Source organism: Reyranella sp. (assembly GCF_004297265.1).
GTDB lineage: Bacteria > Pseudomonadota > Alphaproteobacteria > Reyranellales > Reyranellaceae > Reyranella.
In genome coordinates, this window is sequence record NZ_SCUT01000028.1 from 158,560 (window position 1) to 178,968 (window position 20,409).

The 20,409-nt window shown below is 67.1% G+C and carries 22 protein-coding genes and 1 pseudogene; 9 read left to right on the forward strand and 14 right to left on the reverse strand.

Annotation, left to right across the window (positions count from 1 at the left end):
* Positions 1 to 4: 4 nt before the first annotated feature.
* From phnK to phnG, 5 genes are read right to left on the reverse strand one after another with little or no spacing between them, the layout of a single operon-like run.
* Positions 5 to 778, reverse strand: a complete 774-nt coding sequence (gene phnK, locus EPO41_RS13645) for a phosphonate C-P lyase system protein PhnK (protein ID WP_296325890.1) — start codon at positions 776 to 778, stop codon at positions 5 to 7.
* Positions 775 to 1,632, reverse strand: coding sequence for an alpha-D-ribose 1-methylphosphonate 5-phosphate C-P-lyase PhnJ (locus EPO41_RS13650; RefSeq protein ID WP_296325892.1), 858 nt, complete (start codon positions 1,630 to 1,632; stop codon positions 775 to 777). Before EPO41_RS13650 ends, phnK begins: the two co-directional genes overlap by 4 nt.
* 3 nt (positions 1,633 to 1,635) lie before the next feature.
* Positions 1,636 to 2,739 (reverse strand): carbon-phosphorus lyase complex subunit PhnI, encoded by a 1,104-nt coding sequence (locus EPO41_RS13655; protein WP_296325894.1) that lies wholly within the window; start codon positions 2,737 to 2,739, stop codon positions 1,636 to 1,638.
* Between the two features lie 2 nt (positions 2,740 to 2,741).
* Positions 2,742 to 3,332 (reverse strand): phosphonate C-P lyase system protein PhnH, encoded by a 591-nt coding sequence (phnH, locus tag EPO41_RS13660; RefSeq protein ID WP_296325896.1) that lies wholly within the window; start codon positions 3,330 to 3,332, stop codon positions 2,742 to 2,744.
* A complete protein-coding gene (gene phnG, locus EPO41_RS13665; RefSeq protein ID WP_296325898.1) occupies positions 3,329 to 3,787 on the reverse strand; it encodes a phosphonate C-P lyase system protein PhnG in 459 nt (152 codons plus the stop codon). The genes phnH and phnG overlap by 4 nt, the downstream gene beginning before the upstream one ends.
* A 260-nt stretch (positions 3,788 to 4,047) precedes the next feature.
* Here phnG and pstS point away from each other — a divergent pair, with 260 nt between their 5' ends.
* From pstS to phoB, 6 genes are all read left to right on the forward strand, one after another.
* Positions 4,048 to 5,091: a phosphate ABC transporter substrate-binding protein PstS gene (gene pstS, locus EPO41_RS13670; protein ID WP_296325901.1), complete on the forward strand. Its 1,044-nt coding sequence runs from the start codon at positions 4,048 to 4,050 to the stop codon at positions 5,089 to 5,091.
* Positions 5,092 to 5,164: 73 nt separating this feature from the next.
* On the forward strand, positions 5,165 to 6,157 hold the full coding sequence (gene pstC, locus EPO41_RS13675) for a phosphate ABC transporter permease subunit PstC (protein WP_296325903.1): 993 nt from the start codon (positions 5,165 to 5,167) through the stop codon (positions 6,155 to 6,157).
* A gap of 4 nt (positions 6,158 to 6,161) precedes the next feature.
* Complete coding sequence (pstA, locus tag EPO41_RS13680) at positions 6,162 to 7,034, forward strand: phosphate ABC transporter permease PstA (RefSeq protein ID WP_296325904.1); 873 nt, start codon at positions 6,162 to 6,164, stop codon at positions 7,032 to 7,034.
* 5 nt (positions 7,035 to 7,039) lie between these two features.
* Positions 7,040 to 7,864: a phosphate ABC transporter ATP-binding protein PstB gene (gene pstB, locus EPO41_RS13685; RefSeq protein WP_296325938.1), complete on the forward strand. Its 825-nt coding sequence runs from the start codon at positions 7,040 to 7,042 to the stop codon at positions 7,862 to 7,864.
* Between the two features lie 32 nt (positions 7,865 to 7,896).
* On the forward strand, positions 7,897 to 8,607 hold the full coding sequence (gene phoU, locus EPO41_RS13690) for a phosphate signaling complex protein PhoU (protein ID WP_296325906.1): 711 nt from the start codon (positions 7,897 to 7,899) through the stop codon (positions 8,605 to 8,607).
* A 47-nt stretch (positions 8,608 to 8,654) separates the two neighbouring features.
* Positions 8,655 to 9,347 (forward strand): phosphate regulon transcriptional regulator PhoB, encoded by a 693-nt coding sequence (gene phoB, locus EPO41_RS13695; protein WP_296325908.1) that lies wholly within the window; start codon positions 8,655 to 8,657, stop codon positions 9,345 to 9,347.
* A 189-nt stretch (positions 9,348 to 9,536) separates the two neighbouring features.
* On the opposite strand, the gene EPO41_RS13700 is transcribed toward phoB, so the two are convergent.
* Genes EPO41_RS13700 through moeB form a run of 4 tightly spaced genes read right to left on the reverse strand, consistent with a single transcriptional unit; the run spans position 9,537 to position 13,093 of the window.
* Positions 9,537 to 10,928 carry an MFS transporter gene (locus EPO41_RS13700; protein ID WP_296325910.1) on the reverse strand — a complete coding sequence of 464 codons (1,392 nt, stop codon included), beginning with the start codon at positions 10,926 to 10,928 and terminating at the stop codon, positions 9,537 to 9,539.
* Positions 10,925 to 11,902, reverse strand: coding sequence for an adenosine kinase (locus tag EPO41_RS13705; RefSeq protein ID WP_296325911.1), 978 nt, complete (start codon positions 11,900 to 11,902; stop codon positions 10,925 to 10,927). Before EPO41_RS13705 ends, EPO41_RS13700 begins: the two co-directional genes overlap by 4 nt.
* Before the next feature lie 16 nt (positions 11,903 to 11,918).
* Positions 11,919 to 12,308 (reverse strand): DsrE family protein, encoded by a 390-nt coding sequence (locus EPO41_RS13710; RefSeq protein ID WP_296325913.1) that lies wholly within the window; start codon positions 12,306 to 12,308, stop codon positions 11,919 to 11,921.
* A complete protein-coding gene (gene moeB / locus EPO41_RS13715; RefSeq protein ID WP_296325915.1) occupies positions 12,305 to 13,093 on the reverse strand; it encodes a molybdopterin-synthase adenylyltransferase MoeB in 789 nt (262 codons plus the stop codon). The genes EPO41_RS13710 and moeB overlap by 4 nt, the downstream gene beginning before the upstream one ends.
* 53 nt (positions 13,094 to 13,146) lie before the next feature.
* Between moeB and EPO41_RS13720 the strand changes: the two genes are divergently transcribed.
* Complete coding sequence (locus EPO41_RS13720) at positions 13,147 to 14,352, forward strand: Bcr/CflA family multidrug efflux MFS transporter (protein WP_296325917.1); 1,206 nt, start codon at positions 13,147 to 13,149, stop codon at positions 14,350 to 14,352.
* Between the two features lie 121 nt (positions 14,353 to 14,473).
* On the opposite strand, the gene EPO41_RS13725 is transcribed toward EPO41_RS13720, so the two are convergent.
* The 5 genes from EPO41_RS13725 to EPO41_RS13745 form a co-directional block, all read right to left on the reverse strand.
* On the reverse strand, positions 14,474 to 15,517 hold the full coding sequence (locus EPO41_RS13725; protein WP_296325919.1) for a WD40 repeat domain-containing protein: 1,044 nt from the start codon (positions 15,515 to 15,517) through the stop codon (positions 14,474 to 14,476).
* 4 nt (positions 15,518 to 15,521) lie between these two features.
* Positions 15,522 to 16,499 carry a GTP-binding protein gene (locus tag EPO41_RS13730; RefSeq protein WP_296325921.1) on the reverse strand — a complete coding sequence of 326 codons (978 nt, stop codon included), beginning with the start codon at positions 16,497 to 16,499 and terminating at the stop codon, positions 15,522 to 15,524.
* Positions 16,500 to 16,572: 73 nt separating this feature from the next.
* Positions 16,573 to 17,064, reverse strand: coding sequence for a GNAT family N-acetyltransferase (locus EPO41_RS13735; protein WP_296325924.1), 492 nt, complete (start codon positions 17,062 to 17,064; stop codon positions 16,573 to 16,575).
* An 8-nt stretch (positions 17,065 to 17,072) separates the two neighbouring features.
* Positions 17,073 to 18,347: a UbiH/UbiF/VisC/COQ6 family ubiquinone biosynthesis hydroxylase gene (locus EPO41_RS13740; RefSeq protein ID WP_296325925.1), complete on the reverse strand. Its 1,275-nt coding sequence runs from the start codon at positions 18,345 to 18,347 to the stop codon at positions 17,073 to 17,075.
* An 89-nt stretch (positions 18,348 to 18,436) separates the two neighbouring features.
* Positions 18,437 to 19,324: a TorF family putative porin gene (locus EPO41_RS13745; RefSeq protein WP_296325927.1), complete on the reverse strand. Its 888-nt coding sequence runs from the start codon at positions 19,322 to 19,324 to the stop codon at positions 18,437 to 18,439.
* Between the two features lie 157 nt (positions 19,325 to 19,481).
* Here EPO41_RS13745 and EPO41_RS13750 point away from each other — a divergent pair, with 157 nt between their 5' ends.
* Both EPO41_RS13750 and EPO41_RS13755 read left to right on the forward strand, forming a co-directional pair.
* Positions 19,482 to 19,820: a P-II family nitrogen regulator gene (locus EPO41_RS13750; RefSeq protein ID WP_296325929.1), complete on the forward strand. Its 339-nt coding sequence runs from the start codon at positions 19,482 to 19,484 to the stop codon at positions 19,818 to 19,820.
* 191 nt (positions 19,821 to 20,011) lie between these two features.
* Positions 20,012 to 20,409: pseudogene (locus tag EPO41_RS13755) on the forward strand (ammonia channel protein); the annotation flags it as partial.

Below are 20,409 nucleotides of genomic sequence, written 5' to 3' on the forward strand. Positions count from 1 at the left end.
TCCGTTACACCGGCAGGATCGAGGCGACGAGCATCTGGGTGTAGGGATGCTGCGGATCGTCGAGCACCTGGTCGGTGAGACCCTGCTCCACGACCGTGCCGCCCTGCATCACCATCAGCCGGTGCGTCAGTAGCCGCGCGACACCGAGATCGTGGGTCACCAGCACCGCCGACAGGTGCAATCCTTCGACGAGACCACGCAGCAGGTCGAGGATGCGGGCCTGCACCGAGACGTCGAGGCCGCCGGTCGGCTCGTCCATGAACACCAGCCGTGGATTGCTCACCAGGTTGCGGGCGATCTGCAGGCGCTGGCGCATGCCGCCGGAATAGGTCGTGGGCCGGTCATCGAGGCGGTCGGCATCGATCTCGACCCGCGCCATCCAGTCGATCGCCTGGCCGCGGATCTCGCTATAGTGCCGCGCGCCCACGGCCATCAGCCGCTCGCCGATGTTGGCGCCGGCGCTGACGCCCATGCGCAGTCCCTCGCGGGCGTCCTGGTTCACGAAGCCCCATTCGGTCCGCGCCAGCAGCCGGCGTCGTGCCTCGGAGAGGTGGTGCACGTCCACGATGCCGGCGGACCTGGTCTCGTAGGCAACGGACCCGCCGTCGGGGACGAGACGGCCGGCCAGGCAATTGAGGAGTGTCGTCTTGCCCGAGCCCGACTCGCCCACGATGCCCAGCACCTCGCCGGGCCACAGGTCGAAGCTCACGTCGCGGCAGGCGTTGCGGCCGCCGAAGCGCTTGGTGACACGGTAGGCGGAGAGGACTGGACCGCTCATCGCCGGCTCTCGCAATAGTCGGTGTCGGAGCAGACGAACAGGCGCTTGCCATCGTCGTCGACGATCATCTCGTCGAGGAAGCTCTCCGTCGAGCCGCAGAGCGCGCAGCTCTCGGTCCAGGTCTCGATCTCGAACGGATGGTCGTCGAAATCGAGGCTCTTCACCGGCGTGTGCGGCGGCACGGCGTAGATGCGCTTCTCGCGGCCCGCACCGTAGAGCTGCAGCGCGGGGCTGCGGTCGAGCTTGGGATTGTCGAACTTCGGGATCGGCGAGGGGCTCATGATGTAGCGCCCGTTCACCATCACCGGATAGTTGTAGGTCTTGGCGATGCGGCCGTGGCGGGCGATGCTCTCGTAGAGGCTCACCTGCATGACGCCGTATTCCGACAGCGCGTGCAAAGTGCGCGTCTCGGTCTCGCGCGGCTCGAGCATGCGCAGCGGCTCGGGGATCGGCACCTGGAAGACCAGGATCTGGCCATCGGTGAGCGGCGTCTCGGGCACGCGGTGCCGCGTCTGGATGATGGTGGCCTCCCCGGTATGCGTCGTCGTGGCGACCTGGGCCACCCTGGCGAAGAACCGGCGGATCGAAACGGCGTTGGTCGTGTCGTCGGCGCCCTGGTCGATCACCTTCAACGTGTCGTCGCGACCGATGAGGGCGGCGGTCACCTGGATGCCGCCGGTGCCCCAGCCATAGGGCAGCGGCATCTCGCGGCCGCCGAACGGCACCTGATAGCCCGGCACCGCCACGGCTTTCAGGATGGCGCGGCGGATCATCCGCTTGGTCTGCTCGTCGAGATAGGCGTAGTTGTACGCACCGTCCTGCGGGAGCGTGTCCTGGATCGTCGTGTCAGGCATGGTTCACTCCGCCGCCTGGGCAAGGGCGGCCTGCTCGAGGCGTTTCTCGACCTCGGCGCGCAGCGCCCGCACCACCACGAGTTCGGACTGGAAATCGACATAGTGCGGCAGCTTGAGGTGCTGCACGAAGCCCGAGGCCTCGACATTGTCACTGTGGGCCAGCACGAATTCCTCGTCCTGGGCGGGCGAGGTCACGGCCTCGCCCAGCTCATCGGCCCGCAGCGCACGATCCACGAGGGCCATGGCCATCGCCTTGCGCTCGACATGTCCGAAGGCGAGGCCATAGCCGCGCGTGAACTGCGGCGGCACCTCGTGCGATCCGGCGAACTGGTTGACCATGTCGCACTCGGTCACTTCGATCTCGCCGATCTCGATGGCGAAGCCCAGCTCCTCGGGCACGAACGACACCGGCACGTGGCCGTAGCGGATCTCGCCGACGAAGGGATGGTTGTTGCCGTAGCCGCGCTGCGTCGAATAGCCCAGCGCCAGCAGGAAACCCTCGTCGCCGCGCGCCAGGTTCTGCAGCCGCAGCGGCCGGTCGGCCGGCAGCACCAGCGGCTCGCGCGTCAGGTCGCCCGCTTCGCCGTCGAGCCGGGACGGCGGCGGTTCGAGCAGGCCGTCGCGCTGCAGGATGTCGCCGACCCTCGGCAGGGCGTGCGTGGCATCGGCCGGCGCGGTCGGCGCTTCGGGACGTTCGCCGGCAGCGGCCAGCGAGAAGTCCAGCAGGCGGTGGGTGTAGTCGTAGGTGGGACCCAGCACCTGCCCGCCCGGCACGTCCTTGAAGGTCGAGGAGATGCGTCGCTCCGCCACCATGCGGGTGGTGTCGAGCGGCTCCGACGCGCCGAAGCGGGGCAGGGTGGTGCGATAGGCGCGCAGCAGGAAGATCGCCTCGATCAGGTCGCCGCGCGCCTGCTTGATGGCGAGCGCCGCGAGGCTGCGGTCGTAGCAGGAGCCTTCCGTCATGACGCGGTCGACGGCGAGGCCGAGCTGCTGGTCGATTTGTTCGAGTGACAGCTCGGAGACGTCGCGGTCGCCACGGCGCTTGTCGGCCACGAGATCCAGCGAATGGGCGATGGCGGTCTCGCCGCCCTTGACCGCGACATACATGGTCAGGCCTCCACGGCGATGCTGCGCGGCAGCGCGATGAGTCGGGATCCGCAGGCGAAGACGAGGTCGACGCCGCAGGGAATGAGAGCGTGGTTGGCGGACCAGGCCGGCCAAAAGCCGTCGCCCAGCCCGTCGATCGCGACGCGGACCTCTCCGTCGATACCGGGTCCCCGCCAGATCGTGGACCGGCCGCCATCGAGCGCCGGCACTTCGATCACCAGGGTGGCGGCGCGGTCGGGATAGGTATCGGTGCCGATGGCGAAGCCGGCGAAGGGCTCGCCGCCGCCGGCGACGATGACGCCGAAGGTCGCGGCCTCGCGCGCCTGGACGATCGGCGCACCGGCGTGGAAGCGCAGGAAGTCGCGGACCTCCTGCTTGTCGACCCCGGCCTCGAGCCAAAGCGGCGTCTCGCGATCGGCGAAGGTCAGCAGGAAACCGATCGCGGCGATGCTGAGCGTGCCCGGGCCGGCCGGCGCATCGCGCAGCTCGACGATGCGGCCGGGATGGGAAAAGGCATCGAGCACGCCGCGGAACAGGCGCTGCGCATCGTGCGACGGATCGGCGAAGCCGGGGGCGAGGAAAGTCATGGTCATGCGCCGCCCTCGCGGGCAACGGTGAAGAAATCCACCCGGGTGGCGGCGGCGCGCGCGGCGATCAGGCGATGCCGGGCCTCGGCTTCGTCGGCAAGCGGGGTCACGATCGCGGCTTCGAGCCTGTCGGCCCATTCGGCGCGCTGGCTGAGTGCATCGATGGCGGCGGCGATCTCGGCATGCCGCGTATCGCGGCCCCGGACATAGCCGAAGCCCATCTCGCCGCTGTCGAGACGCACGGCGGCGCGCGTCACCGTCATCTCGCCCGCGCAGAAGGGGGCGCCGGTGCCGGAGATGCGGCCCTGCACCATCACCAGCCCGATCTCGGGACGGCGGAGGACGGTGTAGGGAGGAGTCGGCCCGAGCACCTGCCAGAGGGAAGCGAGCCGCGTCCCGGGCGCCTTTGCGAGGACGGAAAGCCATCGCTGGCGGCGCGCGATCAGGGGGGTGGACGACATCGGGGTGCTCTCGAAAGAGGCGCACCTTCGTGGGGCTGCGTTACCGTTCCGAGGGCACGGCGTTAAATTAATGTGACGGAATGCCGGCCCTGCGGCCCGGCCGCAAACCCGTTGATTTGGATCAAATAATCACCTTGGGCCGAGGGGCATCCTGTCCCGGAGGCCGCGCCTGTAACCGGATTGTCATATATTCGTCATATCAAGGAGACCTGCGGCTCCTAGATGACGGGCGCTTCGAAATTCACCGAAGGAGAAACCCCGTGAACCTTACCAAGATCGTCCTCGCGACAGCTTTCGCACTGTCCCCGGCGGCCGCCTATGCCATCGACATCTCCGGCGCCGGCGCCACCTTCCCCTATCCGATCTATGCCAAGTGGGCCGACAGCTACAAGAAGGAGACCGGCAACGGTCTCAACTATCAGTCGATCGGCTCGGGCGGCGGGATCAAGCAGATCAAGGCCAAGACCGTGACCTTCGGCGCCACCGACGCGCCGCTCTCGGGCAAGGACCTCGACGAGTCCGGCCTCGCGCAGTTCCCGATGGTGATGGGCGCCATCGTCCCCGTCGTGAACCTCGAAGGCATCAAGCCGGGTGAGCTCACCCTCGACGGCCCGACCGTCGCCAAGATCTACCTCGGCGAGATCAAGAGCTGGGACGATGCCGCGATCGTCAAGCTCAATCCGAACACCAAGCTGCCGAAGCAGGCCATCGTCCCGGTGCGCCGTTCGGACGGGTCGGGCACGACCTATAACTTCGCCTACTACCTGGCCGACGTGAGCCCGGACTGGAAGACGAAGGTCGGCGTCAGCACGGCGCTGCAGTGGCCGGTGGGCATCGGCGCCAAGGGCAACGAAGGTGTTGCCGGCAACGTGGCGCAGACCAAGGGCTCGATCGGCTATGTCGAGTACGCCTACGCCAAGCAGAACAAGCTGATCCACACCAAGATGGTCAACAAGGCCGGCAAGACGGTCGAGCCGACCTCGGCCACCTTCCAGGCTGCCGCCGCCAACGCCGACTGGAAGTCGCAGCCCGGCTACGGTGTGATCCTCGCCAACCAGCCCGGCGACCAGTCCTGGCCGATGACCGCCGCCACCTGGATCCTGCTCTACAAGAAGCCGGAGAAGGCCGCCGAGACCGCCGAGGCGCTGAAGTTCTTCGCTTGGTCCTATGCCAAGGGCGCCAAGGCCGCCGAGGAGCTCGACTACGTGCCGATGCCGGCCAACGTCGTGGGGGACATCCAGAAGATGTGGCAGGCCGAGATCAAGAGCGCGGACGGCAAGCCGCTCTACTCGCCGACCAACTAGGATCGTGACGGGGCGGGTGGCGACACCCGCCCCTCAATTCTTGGGGAGTTGAATGGCTTCGGGGGAACGGGACGTGAGTGAAGTTGCACTAAAGGGCGCCAGCGCGCCGGCGGCGGCATCTGCCTCACGGGCAGCCGTGCTGCGACGCCTGAGACTGACAGACTCGATATTCCACGGGCTCACGCGCGGCGCCTCGCTCGCCGTGCTCGCCCTGCTGAGCGGCGTCATCATCGCCCTCATCGTCGGCGCGGCGCCGGCGCTCGGCACCTTCGGCTTCGGCTTCCTGTTCGACGAATCCTGGAACCCGGTGACCGAGCGGTTCGGTGCACTGGCGCCGATCTTCGGCACCCTGGTCACGTCCTTCATCGCCATGCTGATCGCGGTGCCGGTCGGCCTGATGGTCGCCTTCTTCCTCACCGAGCTCTGTCCGAAGGTGCTGCGCCGCCCGATCGGCATTGCCATCGAGCTGCTCGCCGGCATCCCCAGCATCATCTACGGCATCTGGGGCCTGTTCGTGTTCGCGCCGTTCCTCCAGCAATACGTGCAGCCCTTCTTCATCGGCGCGTTCGAGAACGTACCGGTCCTGTCGACCCTGTTCGCGGGCCCGCCCTATGGCATCGGCATGTTCACCGCCGGGCTCATCCTGGCGATCATGGTGCTGCCCTTCGTGACCTCGATCTCGCGCGACGTGTTCGACGCGGTGCCGCCGGTTCTCAAGGAAGCCGCCTACGGCGTCGGCTGCACGACCTGGGAAGTGTTCCGCTACGTCGTCCTGCCCTTCACGCGCGTGGGCGTCATCGGCGGCTTCATGCTGGGTCTCGGCCGCGCGCTGGGCGAGACGATGGCTGTCACTTTCGTGATCGGCAACGCCCATCACGTCTCGGCCTCGCTGTTCGCGCCCGGCACGACGATCTCCGCCTCGATCGCCAACGAATTCACCGAGGCGGTCGGCGACCTCTACACCTCGTCGCTGATCGCGTTGGGCCTCATCCTCTTCTTCATCACCTTCATCGTGCTGGCGATCGCGCGCTACATGCTGCTCCGCCTGCAGCGGCAGGGGAGGTAAAGCCATGGCCATCACTGCATCCAAGACGGCCGCCCTGGACAGCCCGCTCTATGCCGGCCGCCGTCGCCGCAACGCCATCGCCAAGGGCCTGGCGCTCGCCGCAACGATCTTCGGCCTGGGCTGGCTGGTCCTGATCCTCGGCGTCCTGCTCTACCAGGGCATCGGCGGGCTCTCGCTCTCGGTGTTCACCGAGAACACGCCGCCGCCGGGCGCCGCTGGCGGCCTGCTCAACGCCATCATGGGCAGCATCGTGATGACCTTGCTGGCGGTAGTGATCGGCACGCCGATCGGCGTCCTGGCCGGCACCTATCTCGCGGAGTATGGCCGTCACGACAAGCTCTCGAGCGTCGTGCGATTCATCAACGACATCCTGCTCAGCGCACCGTCGATCGTGATCGGCCTGTTCGTCTACGAGATCCTGGTGGCGCCGATGGGCCATTTCTCGGGATGGGCCGGTGCGGTCGCGCTCGCGGTCATCGTGATCCCCGTCGTGGTCCGCACGACCGAGGACATGCTGACACTGGTGCCCGACACGCTGCGCGAGGCCGCCGCCTCGATCGGCCTGCCACGCGCCCACATGATCGTCCGCATCGCCTATCGCGCGGCGCAGGCGGGCATCGTCACCGGCATCCTGCTGGCCATTGCCCGCATCAGCGGCGAGACGGCCCCGCTCCTGTTCACCGCCCTGAACAACCAGTTCTTCAGCATGGACATGAGTGCGCCGATGCCCAGCCTGCCGGTGGTCATCTTCCAGTTCGCCCTGTCGCCCTATGCCGAATGGCAGAAGCTCGCCTGGACCGGCGCGCTCCTGATCACCGTCACCGTCCTGGGTCTCAGCATCCTGGCCCGTTCGCTCACCTCCGCGAGGAAATCCTGATGTCCATGCAATCCACGGAGACGCCCAGCGTCGCCGTTCCTGTCGCGACGCACGCCAAGCTCGACGTCTCGAAGCTCACGCCCAAGATCTCGATCAAGAATCTCGAGTTCTTCTACGGCGACAGCCGTGCACTGAAGGGCATCACCATGTCGCTCTACGCCAACAAGGCGACGGCGTTCATCGGACCCTCGGGCTGCGGCAAGTCGACCCTGCTGCGCATCCTGAACCGGATGTACGACCTCTATCCCGGCCAGCGTGCCACCGGCGACGTGATGTTCGACGGCGACAACCTCCTGCGAGACGGCCAGGACATCAACCTGCTGCGCGCGCGCATCGGCATGGTGTTCCAGAAGCCGACGCCGTTCCCGATGTCGATCTACGAGAACATCGCCTTCGGCATCCGGCTCTACGAGAACCTGCCGAAGTCGGAGCTCGACGGCCGGGTCGAGCACGCGCTGCGCCGCGGCGCGCTGTGGGACGAGGTCAAGGACAAGCTGAGCGCCAGCGGCCAGAGCCTGTCGGGCGGCCAGCAGCAGCGCCTCTGTATCGCCCGCACAGTCGCGGTGAAGCCCGAGGTCATCCTGTTCGACGAGCCGTGCTCGGCGCTCGATCCGATCTCGACAGCGAAGATCGAGGAGCTGATCGACGAGCTGAAGCAGGACTACACGATCGTGATCGTGACCCACAACATGCAGCAGGCCGCCCGCGTCTCCGACTTCACCGCCTTCATGTACCTGGGCGAGCTGGTCGAGTTCGGGGCGACGGCCACGTTGTTCACCACGCCGACCGACAAGCGCACCCAGGCCTACATCACCGGCCGATTCGGCTGAACGGCCACGAGAACGAGAAGAAGGGACAGATCATGCCCGAACATACCCTGAAGCGGTTCGACGAGGAGCTGGAGCGGCTGAGCGCCACGATCAGCGAAATGGGCGGCCTTGCCGAAAGCCAGTTCGCGCAGGCACTGCGGGCCCTGCGCGAACGCGACACGGAGATCGCCGAGAAGGTGATCGTCGAGGATCCGCGCGTCGACGCGCTCGACGAGGCGGTGCAGGAGCAGACCGTGCGCCTGCTGGCGCTGCGCCAGCCAATGGCCGTCGACCTGCGCGTCATCCTGTCGTCGATCAAGATCGCCGCTGCCCTCGAGCGCATCGCCGACTATGCCAAGAACACGGCCAAGCGCAGCATCGTGCTGGCCCAGATGACGCCACCGGCCTCGGCGGTCGCCGGCATCGACCGGCTGGGCCGCCTGGTGCGCACCGCCCTCAAGGACGTCCTCGACGCCTTCGCCCACGGCGACGTCGTCAAGGCGCACGACGTGTGGGAACGCGACGAGGAGATCGACCAGGTCTACACCGGCCTGTTCCGCGAGCTGCTCACCTACATGATGGAGGATCCGCGCACGATCACCGCGTGCACGCACCTGCTGTTCATGGCCAAGAACATCGAACGGGCCGGCGACCACGTCACCAACATCGCCGAGCTGGTGAGCTTCCGCACGACAGGCCGCGGCTTCGACGAGGCGCGGCCGAAGGGCAGCGGGGCGATCTACGCTGCGGGCGGCACACCGTGAGCATGGTGGCCACGACTCCCGTCCGTCGCGACGCGCCAACCTCGTCCATGAGGCCTCATGTCCTGATCGTCGAGGACGAGACGGCGCTGGTCGAGCTGCTGCGCTACAATCTCGAGCAGTCGGGCTTCAAGGTCGCCGTCGCCTATGACGGCGAGGAGGCGCTGCGCGCCGTGCAGGAGGACGTGCCCGACCTCATCCTTCTGGACTGGATGCTGCCCCTGATGTCGGGCATCGAGGTCTGCCGCCAGCTGCGCCGCCAGACGTCGACCGCCAACGTGCCGATCATCATGCTGACGGCGCGCGGGGAGGAGGGCGACCGCGTGCGCGGCCTCGACGCCGGCGCCGACGACTACGTGCCGAAGCCCTTCTCGCCCACCGAGCTGATCGCGCGAATCCGCGCCGTGCTGCGGCGCATCCGCCCGGCGCTGGCCGACGAGGCGCTGTCCTACGCCGACATCGTCATGGACCTGGTGGCGCATCGCGTGACGCGCGGCGGCAAGCCGCTGCATCTCGGCCCCACCGAGTTCCGCCTGCTGCGCCACTTCATGGAGCATCCCGGCCGCGTCTTCTCGCGCGAGCAGCTCCTCGATTCGGTGTGGGGGAAGGACGTCTATGTCGAGGCCCGCACCGTCGACGTCCACATCCGGCGCCTGCGCATCGCCCTGAACGGCGACAATCATACCGACGTGATCCGCACCGTCCGCGCCGCCGGCTACGCCCTCGATTCGACGCCCGGCTGATCCGGTACGGCCGGCCAGGCCGGTTGTGCCATCGGGTTTTCCACACGTCCGGTCATGGTTTTGTAGCGTCGGGCGCCTAGACAGGGCGTGCCCGTTCCTTGCAGGCATCCCACGCCCCGCTCCCCGGAACGGGCCGGTTCCCCGGCTCGGAGACGACAACCGCAGCCGCGTCACTAGCCCCTCCTTCCGTCAGGAAGGAGGGGTTTCTTTTTCGAAGTGACGGCGGACGATTGCCGCGAGCACGAGCGCGGGCAAGCCGAGCAGCGCCGTGTAGATGAAGAAGATCGCGTAGCCGCCGAACTTGTGCGTGGCGGAGAATTCTTCCTGCAGCCTGTCGACGACCCATCCCGAGGAGCCGCCGAGCAGCTTGCCGGGGAGGGTCATGATCGAGGTGAAGAGTGCGTACTGCGTCGCCGTATAGGCCGTGTTGGTCAGGCCCGACAGGAAGGCGATGAAGATCGAGCCCGACATGCCGCCCACCAGGTTGTCGACGCTGATGGCGACGGTGAGGATCAGCAGGTCGGGCTGGCCGACCCAGGCGAGCCACGAGAATGTGAGATTGCTGGCCGCGATCAGGAATACCGCCGGCATCAGTAGCCGCGCCGCGCCGATGCGGAAGACCAGCGCGCCACCCAGCAGCGCGCCCAGGATCGTCATGACGAACCCGTAGATCTTGGAGACGTCGGCGATCTGGTCCTTGCTGAAACCCATGTCGATGTAGAACGGGTTGGCCATGACGCCCATGGCGATGTCCGACAGCCTGAACAGGCCGATGAACAGCAGCAGCAGGACGGCCATCCAGCGAAAACGCGCGAAGAAATCGACGAACGGGCAGACGATCGCGCCATAGACGAAGATCAGCGCCTGCCGGGCCCAGCCGGGCATGGTCCCGAGACCCGCGGCGAAGGCGGCCACCTTGCCTTCGAGTTCGGTCGTGCCGGCAGTGGCGCGCCGCTCCGGTTCCGAGATCAGGAGCGTCGTCAGGATGCCGACGAGGCCGAGCGCCGCCATGGACTGGTAGGCGGCCCTCCAGGAGACGAACTGCGCCACGTAGAGGGCGCCCGCGCCGGCGGCGAGGACGGCGATGCGATAGCCGAGCTGGTAGGTCGCGGCCGTCGCCCCCTGCAGGCTCGCATCTGTCGCCTCGATGCGGCAGGCGTCGAGGGCGATGTCCTGGGTGGCCGAGGAGAAGGCGACGACCAGTGCGAAAACGACCATCCACCAGAGGTCGGTGCGCGGGTCGCAGAACGCCATGGCGAGCAGGCCGCCCGCGATCCCGCACTGGGCCAGCAGCATCCAGGAACGCCGGCGGCCCAGCCAGCGTGTCAGCAACGGCAGCGGCACGCGATCGACGACCGGCGACCAGACGAACTTGAAGGAGTAGGTGATGCCGATCCAGCTGATGAAGCCGATGGCGGTGCGGCTGATGCCGTACTCGCGCAGCCACGCCGACAGGGTCGAGAAGACCAGCAGGAAAGGCAGGCCGGCCGAGAAGCCGAGGAACAGGAACTGGACGACGCGCGGATGACGGTAGGTCGCAAGCGACTCCCGCCATCCTTTCGCCGGGGCGTCAGCGCTCAAATCAGGCCCTTCAGCGCCTGTTCCGGACGAGCGCCCACATGGGAGATCACCTCGGCCGCGGCGATGCCGCCCAGCCGTGCGCACTCGGCCAGCGGCTTGCCGTGGGTGAAGCCGAACAGGAAGCCCGCGGCATAGAGATCGCCGGCACCGGTCGTGTCCACGACCTTCGAGACCGGCGCCGCCGGGACCTCGTAGGTCTCGCTGCCCTTGACCACGACCGAGCCCTTCTCGCTGCGCGTGAGGGCGGCGATCTTGGCTTCCTTGCGCACTTCGGCCAGCGCCTGCTCGAAGGTCTCGACCTCGTAGAGCGCTTTGATCTCGGCCTCGTTGGCGAACAGGATGTCGACCTTGTTGCGGACCAGATCGCGGAACTCCTCGCGATAGCGATGGACGCAGAAGGAATCCGAGAGCGTGATCGAGACCTTGCGGCCGGCGGCACGGGCGGCGTCGAAGGCCTTGAGCACCGCCTGCTTGGCGGCCGGCGCATCCCAGAGATAGCCCTCGACATAGGTGACCTGGGCCGAGGCGACGAGCTTGGCATCGATATCGGCCGGCCCAAGACCCGTGCACGCGCCGAGATAGGTGTTCATGGTCCGCTGGGCGTCGGGCGTCACCAGGATCAGGCAGCGCGCCGTCGCCGGGCCCTCCGTCGCGGCCTGCGTCGCGAAGGACACGCCGGTCGCCTTGAGGTCGTGGCCGAACACCTTGCCGAGCTGGTCGTCGCGCACCTTGCCGATATAGGCGCCTTTGCCGCCGAACGAGGCGATGCCGGCCATCGTGTTGCCGCAGGAGCCGCCGGACACCTCGATGCCGGGTCCCATGCCGTCGTAGAGCTGCTCGGCGCGCGCCTCGTCGATCAGCATCATGCTGCCCTTCACCAGGCCGTGCTGGCTGAGGAAGGCTTCGTCGGAGCGGGCGATGACGTCGACGATGGCGTTGCCGATTCCCAGCACGTCGAAGGGGGCGGATGTCATGAAGTCTCCCACAGGATCACAGTGATACCAGGTGCATGCCCGGCTTGGTCTCTTCCAGCAAGGTCACGATGCCGGCGACCGTGAACGGGACGTCGGCCCGCAGGCTCGCGCGATCGATGTCGAGCGACCGCAGGCCCATTTCGCACACGATCATGCGCGCGCCAAGCTCGATGCAGGCCTGCAGCAGCGTCTCGAAGTCGCCGACGCCGCGCTGTCGATTGAGGGCGTCGCGCTCCCAGTCGCGCAGCGCGGGCGGAGAGCCCTGCAGGGCGCGGATGCCACCCATGGTGAAGAACAGGACGGCCGGCTTGTTGACGGCCAGCGCGGCCGCCGCCAGCGCCAGGCCGTAATGGACGCTCTCATAGTCGTCGGAGCGCAGGATGACCGAGACGCCGCCCTCGCTCATGCAAGCGGCCCCGACGCGTCGCCGCAGGTCGGGCAGCCGGCCCGCTTGGTCACCGCCAGCGTCTCGAAGGAGGCATTGAGCGCGTCGTACATCAGGAGCGATCCCGAAAGCGAGCGGCCGACGCCCAGGATCTCCTTCACCACCTCGGTGGCCTGCAGGGTCCCGAGGGTGCCGGCCAGCGCGCCCAGCACGCCGGCCTGGGCGCAACTCGGCACGGCGTCTTCGGACGGCGCCTCGGGGAAGAGGCAGCGCAGGCAGGGATGGCCTGCGCCCTGCCACGCCTTGTAGGTCGAGATCTGGCCGTCGAAGCGCAGGATCGCCGCCGAGACCAGCGTCTTGCGCAGCCCGTAGCAGACGTCGTTCAGCAGATAGCGCGTGGCGAAGTTGTCGCTGCCGTCGGCAACGATGTCGTAGCCCGACACGATGCGTTCGGCATTGTCCGCCGTGAGGCGCTCGTCATGGGGCCGCACACGCACTTCCGGATTGATCTCTTCCAGCGCGCGCCGTGCGCTTTCGACCTTGGAAACACCCACGTCGGATGTACGGTGAATCACCTGGCGCTGCAGGTTCGAGAGGTCGACCCTGTCATGGTCGATCACCCCCAAGGTGCCGATCCCGGCGGCGGCGAGATACTGCAGGAGAGGTGCGCCGAGGCCGCCGGCGCCGACGACCAGGACTTTCGCTGCAATCAGCTTCGATTGGCCGATGCCGCCGATCTCCGCCAGCACGATATGTCGCGCGTAACGGCGGATCTGCGTTTCCGACAGGGCAGGCAGCGATGTCATGGTCCGCTTATAGCATGGCGGCACGCCATGGATGCCTGTAGAGCCACCGCGCAATGAACACCACGACTCGTCCGACGCTGACACCGCTCCTCCTCGCGGTGCTGGCGCTGTTGTCGGCCTTCACCCCGCTTTCGATCGACATGTACCTGCCGGCCCTGCCGGTGATCGCGGTCGACCTCCAATCCTCGGCCGGCGACGTCCAGCTCACGCTGTCGGCCTTCATGATCGCCTTCGGCGTGGGGCAGGTCTTCTATGGCCCCGCCGGCGACCGGTTCGGCCGCCGCCCGGTCATCCTGATCGGCCTGGTGGTCTACGTGCTGGCCAGTATCGGCTGTGCGTTTGCGGCGGCGGCCGGCCAGCTCATCGGGCTGCGTTTCCTGCAGGGCCTCGCCGCCTGCGGCGGCGTCGTGCTGGCGCGCACGATGGTACGCGACCTCGCCGAAAAGGATCACGCCGCGCGCGCCATGTCGCTCATGATGGCCTGCACCTCCATCGCGCCGATGCTGGCGCCCGTGATCGGTGGCCAGGTGATGTGGTTTGCCGGCTGGCGCGCCATCTTCTGGGTGTTGGCGTTGGCCGGTGTGGTCGCCTTCCTCGTCGCGTGGTTCCAGCTGCCCGAGACGTTGAAGCCGGAGTATCGCCAGCCGCTGGTCTTCACCCAGATCCTGAAGCGGTTCGGCGAGCTGCTCACCACGCGCACCTTCATGGGCTACGCCCTGACCTCGTCCTTCATGTTCGCCGCCCTGTTCTCGTACATCTCGGGATCGCCGTTCGTCTTCATCGAGCGCTACGGGATCTCGCCCCGCTTCTACGGCGTGGTGTTCGGCGGCATGGTGATCTTCATGACCATCGGCAGCCTGTTGAATGCGCGGTTCGTGCGCCTCCTGGGAGCCGGGCGCATCCTGCGCGTCGCGGTGATCGTTCCGGCCGTGTCCGGCACGGCGGCGATGGTCATGGGCTGGATCGAGGCACGCTACGGCACGATCGGCCTGTGGCCGTTCCTGGTCTGCCTGGTCTTCCAGATCGCGACGCTGAGCCTGATCGCGCCCAATTCGACGGCGATGGCCATGCAGCGCTACCCGCACATGGCGGGCACGGCGTCGTCGCTGATGGGCGTCATGACGTTCGGGGCCGGCGCGATCTTCGGCGCCATCGTCGGGCAGACCTTCGACGGCACCATCGCGCCGATGACGACCGCGATGGGCATTGCCGGCATCCTCTGCCTGATCTCGCACCGCGTGCTGGTGCGGCGGGGGTAGGATTCCTTTCTTCCCCCGTCAGCGGGGGAAGTGCCCTCGTCTCACGAGGGCGATGGGGTCATGCATGACCCCTCCGGCGACGTAAGACGTCGCCACCTCCCATTTGAATGGGGAGGAGAGTTCAGCGCCGCAGATCGACCGTCAGCAGATCGCCGCGGTCGTTGCCGACGGCCAGCTTGAATCCATCCGGGGACCAGGCGAGGCAGGTGATCGCCGCGCCGTCGGCCATCTTCAGCACGACCGAGCGCCTGGTCCGGATGTCGCCGAGCTGCAGCTCGCCCGAATCGTAGCCGCCGGCCACGAACCCTTCGACCGGATGGGCGGCGACCACGGTCATGAGGCCGGCGCCCTCGTCGCCGAACTGCAGCGGCGGCTTGCCTTCGGGGCCCTTGCCGGAGAACGGCCAAGCGGTGAAGACCGGCTGCGAGGATGTGTAGAGGAAGCGCGCGTCGGCGGTCCAGGACAGCGACTTCACCTTGGCGGGGTAGCCCTGCATGCGCATGTCGGTGGCCTGTGCCACGCGCCAGACATGGATGTCGTTCTCCTGCGTGCCGGTGGCGATGAACTTGCCGTCGGTGCTCCAGCGCAGCGCCACGTGACTGCCCTGCCAGGCGAAGCGGCGCGGCGGCAGGGCGACGTCCTTGCTCAGGCTCCACACGGTGATGCCACCGTAATGCGCGCAGGCGACGCGGCTGCCGTCCTTGCTGAAATCGAGGCCAGCCACCGTGCTCGGATGCGGGCCGAACTCGCGGACCTCGCCGTCGCGGAACAGGAACATGGCCTTGCCGGCCGACGCGGCGACCGCGCCCGTCTTGTGGGCGACGAGATGCTCGATCCACTTGCCCTTCTGCGCCAGCAGCTCGGTTGCCGTGCCGTCGGCGGCGATGCGCAGGACGCGGCCGTCGTCGCCGCCGCTCACGAAGCCATCGCTTGTTGGATCGCCGACCAGCGACAGCACGACGCCTTTGTGCAGCGGAGCCGCCGCCTCGGGTGGCGGTGTCTTGATGTCAGCGGGCAGGAGGCGGACCTGGCCGTCACCCAGCGCGAAGGCCACGGTCGTGCCGTCGCGGTTGAAGGCGCAGGCGGCGACGGGCGCGTCGGTCGCGAGGGAGCGGGCCGGCGGCAGGGTCTGCTGCCAGGCCGGATTGGCGAGATCGATCTTCACAGGATTACTTCAGGCACTCTTCGAAGCCGCGTTGAAGATTGTCGCCGTCGAGGTTGCGGCCGATGAAGACCAGCTTGCTCGACCGCGTCTCGCCCTCCTTCCACGGCGTGCCCCAGGCGCTGTCCATCATCATATGGACGCCCTGGTAGACGTAGCGGCGCGGCGCGCCGTCGATGGCGAGGATGCCCTTGCTGCGGAAGATGTCGCCGCCCTTGATCTGCAGCAGCGCGCCCATCCACTTCTGGAACCGGTCGGGATCGACCGGCCGGTCGGCGGTGATCGACAGACTGCGGACCTCATCCTCGTGATGATGGTCGTGGCCGCTGTGCAGGAAGTCGGGCTCGAACTCGAGGATGCGGCCGAGATCGAACGCGCCCTTGTCGAGGATGGCGTCGAGTTCGACCTGGCTCTTCTGCGTGTGGAAGATGCGGGCGTAGCGGTTGATGCCGCGGATCCTGTCCTCGACCTTCCTGAGCTCTTCCGCGCTCACCAGGTCCGTCTTGTTGAGCAGGATCACGTCGGCGAAAGCCACCTGCTGCTCGGCCTCGCTGCCCTGTTCGAGCTGGCCGAAGAAGTGCTTGGCGTCGATCACGGTGACGATGGCGTCGAGCCGCGTCCTGGCCTTCACGTCGTCGTCGGTGAAGAAGGTCTGCGCGACGGGGCCGGGATCGGCGAGGCCGGTCGTCTCGACCAGGATGCCGTCGAACTTGTCCTTACGCTTCATCAGGCCTTCGATGATGCGGATCAGGTCGCCGCGCACGGTGCAGCAGATGCAGCCGTTGTTCATCTCGAAGACTTCCTCGTCGGCATTCACCACGAGGTCGTTGTCGACGCCCAGCTCGCCGAACTCGTTCACGATGACGGCGTATTTCTTGCCGTGCTGCTCGCTCAGGATGCGATTGAGAAGGGTGGTCTTGCCGGCGCCGAGATAGCCGGTCAGCACGGTGACGGGAACCTGTGCCGATGTCTGGGAAGTGGCCATGGAAATGTCCCTGAAATTGGCCCTTGAGATAGGGTGGCGAGAGCCCGGAGTCCAGTCAGGCCGTTCAGCCGGGTCAATCCAACCGATAGATGATCTGGCGGGCATTCCAGGCGATCGTTTCGCCCGCTGGCCTCAGTCCAAGCTTGCGCGCGACGGTCAGCGACGCGGCGTTGTCGGGATGAATCAAAGCCGTGAGCGGCCCGATGCCGGCCTCGCCGCGCAAGTAGCCAATCATGGCCGCGCCGGCCTCGCTCGCGATCCCCTGACCCCATGCCGATGGCACGAGCCGCCAGCTGAGTTCGCTCACGTCGGGAAGATGCGAGGCTCGCACGCCGCATTGGCCGAGGAATCCGGGGCTGCCCAGCCATTCGATCACCCAGCGCCATTCGCCGGGCTTTGCACCATTGTGGATGTTGGCCTGAACGTCGTTCCGGTGCGCGACTGGATCGAACGGGCCGGTGAAATAGCGCCGAACCTCTGGATTCGTGTCCATCGCCATGATCTCGTCGAGATCTTGAATTGTGCGCGGGCGCAACCGCAGTCGCGCCGTTTCCAACGTCTTCACGTCACGAGTCAGGGCCGCTCGCCCTGGAGCAGCTTGGGCAGGTCGCCGACCAGGCCCATCGCGTGGCGGACGAAGAACTTGCGCAGCGCCGGCACGCGGTTCACGGCGGCGAGCCCCATGTCACGGGCCAGCCGCAGTGGCGCGATATCGTTCGAGAACAGGCGGTTCAGCAGGTCGGTGGCGGCGACCATGGTGAGGTTGTCCGCCCGGCGCCATTGCGCATAGCGCTCCAGCGTGTCGGGCGCGCCGACATCGAGGCCGAGCCGCTTGGCGTCGATCAGCACCTCGACCAGCGCCGCGATGTCGCGAACGCCGAGATTGTAGCCCTGGCCCGCAATGGGATGGATGCCGTGCGCGGCATCGCCCACCAGCACCAGGCGCGTATCGACGTAGCGCTCGGCATGGACGAGGCGCAGCGGATAGGACCAGCGCGGTCCCACCGCCGCGACCGGACCGAGATGATCGCCGAAGCGCCGCGCGAACTCCGCCTGGAAGCGCGGTTCGTCGAGTTCGAGCAGGCGGCGCGCGAGGTCGGACCGTTCGGTCCACACGATCGACGAGCGATGCTCGCCCGCGGGGCCGTCCGTCATCGGCAGGATGGCGAAGGGACCGCTGGGCAGGAACTTTTCCTGGGCGACGCCGCGATGCGGCTCGGCATGGTGGGCCACCAGGACGATCGCGATCTGGTTGTAGGACCAGTTGCGCGCGCCGATTCCCGCTTCCTCCCGCATCGAGCCGAGCCGGCCCTCGGCCGAGGCGAGCAGGCGGGCGGCGAGGCGCCGGCCGCTCTTCAGCACCAGACCTGCTCGATCCGGCCCGCGCTCGCTCTCGACCACCTCGTCGGGCGAGACGAGGTCGACCTTGGGGCAGGTGGCGAGCCGGCGCAGCAGGGCCGCGCGGAGGAACCGGTTCTCGACGATCCAGCCCATCGGCTCCGCAGTTTCACCGTCTTCGGCGGCTTCGCGATGGTCGAAGTGGAGGAAGAGCGGGCTCGCCCGCCCGTCATGGCCGGCATCGGAGATCCGGATGTCGCGGATCGGCTCGGCTTCGGAGGCCACATCGTCCCAGACGCCGAGCGCCGCGAACAGGCGCTGGCTCGTGAAGGAGATAGCGGTGGTGCGGCCGTCGAAGCTCGGCTGGGCCAGCGTGGCGAGCGGCACGCGGTCGATGAGGGCGGTCGAAAGGCCCGCTTCGCCGGCCGCCAGGGCGAGAAGGCTGCCGTTGAGGCCCGCGCCTACGATGGCGAGGTCGAAGGGAATGCTGCCGGAAGGACGACTATCCATCGGCCATAGATGGCAGCCGCCCCGAAGGGCGGCAACCCTCTATGGTCAAAGCGACGCGGCCCAGGATGCGGCCGCGCCGGATAGCAGACTCAGAACGCCTTTGCGATGCCGAGGATGACGCGGCTGGCGCAGTTCTGTGTGCCGAGGCAGTCCTGAACGCTGAGGTTTGTGCCTGTGTAGACGGCGGAGAGGTCGAAGCCGTAGACGGAGACGACGAGGCCGAGCTGCCAGTCCCAGTAGTTGTCGTTGGGGATGCCGTAGTTGATGTTGCGCTCGACGTATTGGTTGCCGATGGTGCCGAAGGCCTTGAAGGCGATGTTTTCGTTGACGTAGAGGAACGGCAGGGGAACGGTGACGGAGGCCCACTTGTACCAGGCATTGCCGGAGTTGGCGAAGAAGTTGGGGCTGTAGCGGACGGCGGCGCTGACCTGAGCGACGCCGAAATCGTATCCGGCGACGAGGCCGAACTCGCTGAAGTCGTAGAACAGGTTCGACGGGGCGCTGAGGTAGTTGTAGCGGATGTAGCCGAGGTCGAAGGTGAGCTTGTCGTCGAGGAGCTTGAGCTTGAGGCCGGTGAGAAGGTCGATCTCGGCGGTCGTGCCGGTGCCGGGGAAGTTCACGTTGGAGCCCCAGGCGCCGACATAGGCGCTGAGGGGGATCTTCTCGCTGACTGTGGGAGTTTCATAGCCGAGGGCGACCTGGACGGCGACCTGGCGCTGGGTCTGCGAGATGCCGCGATAGGAATAGTCGTTGAGGACGGCGAAGCCGGCGGTGAAGTTGCCGCCGAACGGAGCCTTCCAGGTCTCCTTCTCCGGTGCCGCGGGCGTGGTCGCCGCATCGGGCGTACCCTGAGCCGTCTGCTGATCCTGCGTGACCGATACGGTCTGCGGATTTGGTGTGCCCTGTGCATAGGCAGCGCTGGCTGCACAGAATGTGATCAGCGTAGTAGCCAGAACAGCGGTTTTTTTAAGCAACACGACCACCCCCAAAGACTTATGACTTGTTTCCGCCCCAATCCCAGCAAGGGGCGTGCCAAACGAGGGTGCAACTTGTTTTGCGTGTTTTGGCACGCCCCTTGCTCACGTCGAATTGAAGTTTGGGGGCGGGCGCACCGCCCGTTGGAGGACAGCGCAAATGAAAATGATCGTGGCAATCTTCAAGCCCTTCAAGCTGGACGAGGTCAGGGACGCCCTGACGTCGCTCGGCATCCAGGGATTGACCGTGAGTGAAGTGAAGGGGTTCGGTCGGCAGAAAGGCCAGACCGAAATCTATCGCGGCGCAGAGTACGCCGTGAGCTTCCTGCCGAAGGTAAAGATCGAAGTCGTGATCGACGACACCATGGTCGAGCGCGCGGTCGAGACCATCCGCAAGGCGGCCGGCACCGGCAAGATCGGCGACGGCAAGGTGTTCGTCATGCCGGTCGAGCAGGCGATCCGCATCCGCACCGGCGAGTCCGGCATCGAAGCGCTGTGATCCGACACCACAATCAACTCGAGAACCAGGGGACAACGATGAAGTTCAAGACCAACTCGGTGCTTGCCGGCGCGGGGGCGGCCGCGGTGCTGCTCCTGCCGGCGCTGGCGCTGGCCCAGGCCGCCGCGCCGGCCGCCGCTCCGGCGGCTGCTGCTGCGGCACCCAAGCTCGATACCGGCGATACGGCGTGGATGCTGACCTCGACGGCACTCGTGCTGATGATGACCATTCCCGGCCTCGCCCTGTTCTACGGCGGCATGGTCCGCAAGAAGAACGTGCTGTCGACGGTGATGCAGAGCTTCGCCATCACCTGCATGATCTCCGTGCTCTGGCTGATCGTCGGCTACAGCCTGGCCTTCACGCCGGGCAGCTCGATCATCGGCGGCCTCAGCCGCATCTTCATGGCGGGCCTGACGCTCGACGGCGTGCACGACCTCGCCAAGACGATCCCCGAGACCGTCTTCATGTGCTTCCAGCTCACCTTCGCCATCATCACGCCGGCCCTGATCGCCGGCGCCTTCGCCGAGCGCATGAAGTTCTCGGCGATGATGTGGTTCATGGCGCTGTGGTCGCTGATCGTCTATGCGCC

Bases quoted from the DNA above. Each gene is read 5' to 3' on its own strand.
- phoB (WP_296325908.1), top strand. From the start codon at position 8,655: ATGAGGCCTCATGTCCTGATCGTCGAGGACGAGACGGCGCTGGTCGAG.
- phnH (WP_296325896.1), bottom strand. From the start codon at position 3,332: ATGACCATGACTTTCCTCGCCCCCGGCTTCGCCGATCCGTCGCACGAT.
- EPO41_RS13705 (WP_296325911.1), bottom strand. From the start codon at position 11,902: ATGACATCCGCCCCCTTCGACGTGCTGGGAATCGGCAACGCCATCGTC.
- EPO41_RS13650 (WP_296325892.1), bottom strand. From the start codon at position 1,632: ATGCCTGACACGACGATCCAGGACACGCTCCCGCAGGACGGTGCGTAC.
- EPO41_RS13730 (WP_296325921.1), bottom strand. From the start codon at position 16,499: ATGGCCACTTCCCAGACATCGGCACAGGTTCCCGTCACCGTGCTGACC.
- phoU (WP_296325906.1), top strand. From the start codon at position 7,897: ATGCCCGAACATACCCTGAAGCGGTTCGACGAGGAGCTGGAGCGGCTG.
- phnK (WP_296325890.1), bottom strand. From the start codon at position 778: ATGAGCGGTCCAGTCCTCTCCGCCTACCGTGTCACCAAGCGCTTCGGC.
- EPO41_RS13720 (WP_296325917.1), top strand. From the start codon at position 13,147: ATGAACACCACGACTCGTCCGACGCTGACACCGCTCCTCCTCGCGGTG.
- phnG (WP_296325898.1), bottom strand. From the start codon at position 3,787: ATGTCGTCCACCCCCCTGATCGCGCGCCGCCAGCGATGGCTTTCCGTC.
- EPO41_RS13750 (WP_296325929.1), top strand. From the start codon at position 19,482: ATGAAAATGATCGTGGCAATCTTCAAGCCCTTCAAGCTGGACGAGGTC.
- EPO41_RS13710 (WP_296325913.1), bottom strand. From the start codon at position 12,308: ATGAGCGAGGGCGGCGTCTCGGTCATCCTGCGCTCCGACGACTATGAG.
- pstB (WP_296325938.1), top strand. From the start codon at position 7,040: ATGCAATCCACGGAGACGCCCAGCGTCGCCGTTCCTGTCGCGACGCAC.
- moeB (WP_296325915.1), bottom strand. From the start codon at position 13,093: ATGACATCGCTGCCTGCCCTGTCGGAAACGCAGATCCGCCGTTACGCG.
- EPO41_RS13740 (WP_296325925.1), bottom strand. From the start codon at position 18,347: ATGGATAGTCGTCCTTCCGGCAGCATTCCCTTCGACCTCGCCATCGTA.
- EPO41_RS13655 (WP_296325894.1), bottom strand. From the start codon at position 2,739: ATGTATGTCGCGGTCAAGGGCGGCGAGACCGCCATCGCCCATTCGCTG.
- pstA (WP_296325904.1), top strand. From the start codon at position 6,162: ATGGCCATCACTGCATCCAAGACGGCCGCCCTGGACAGCCCGCTCTAT.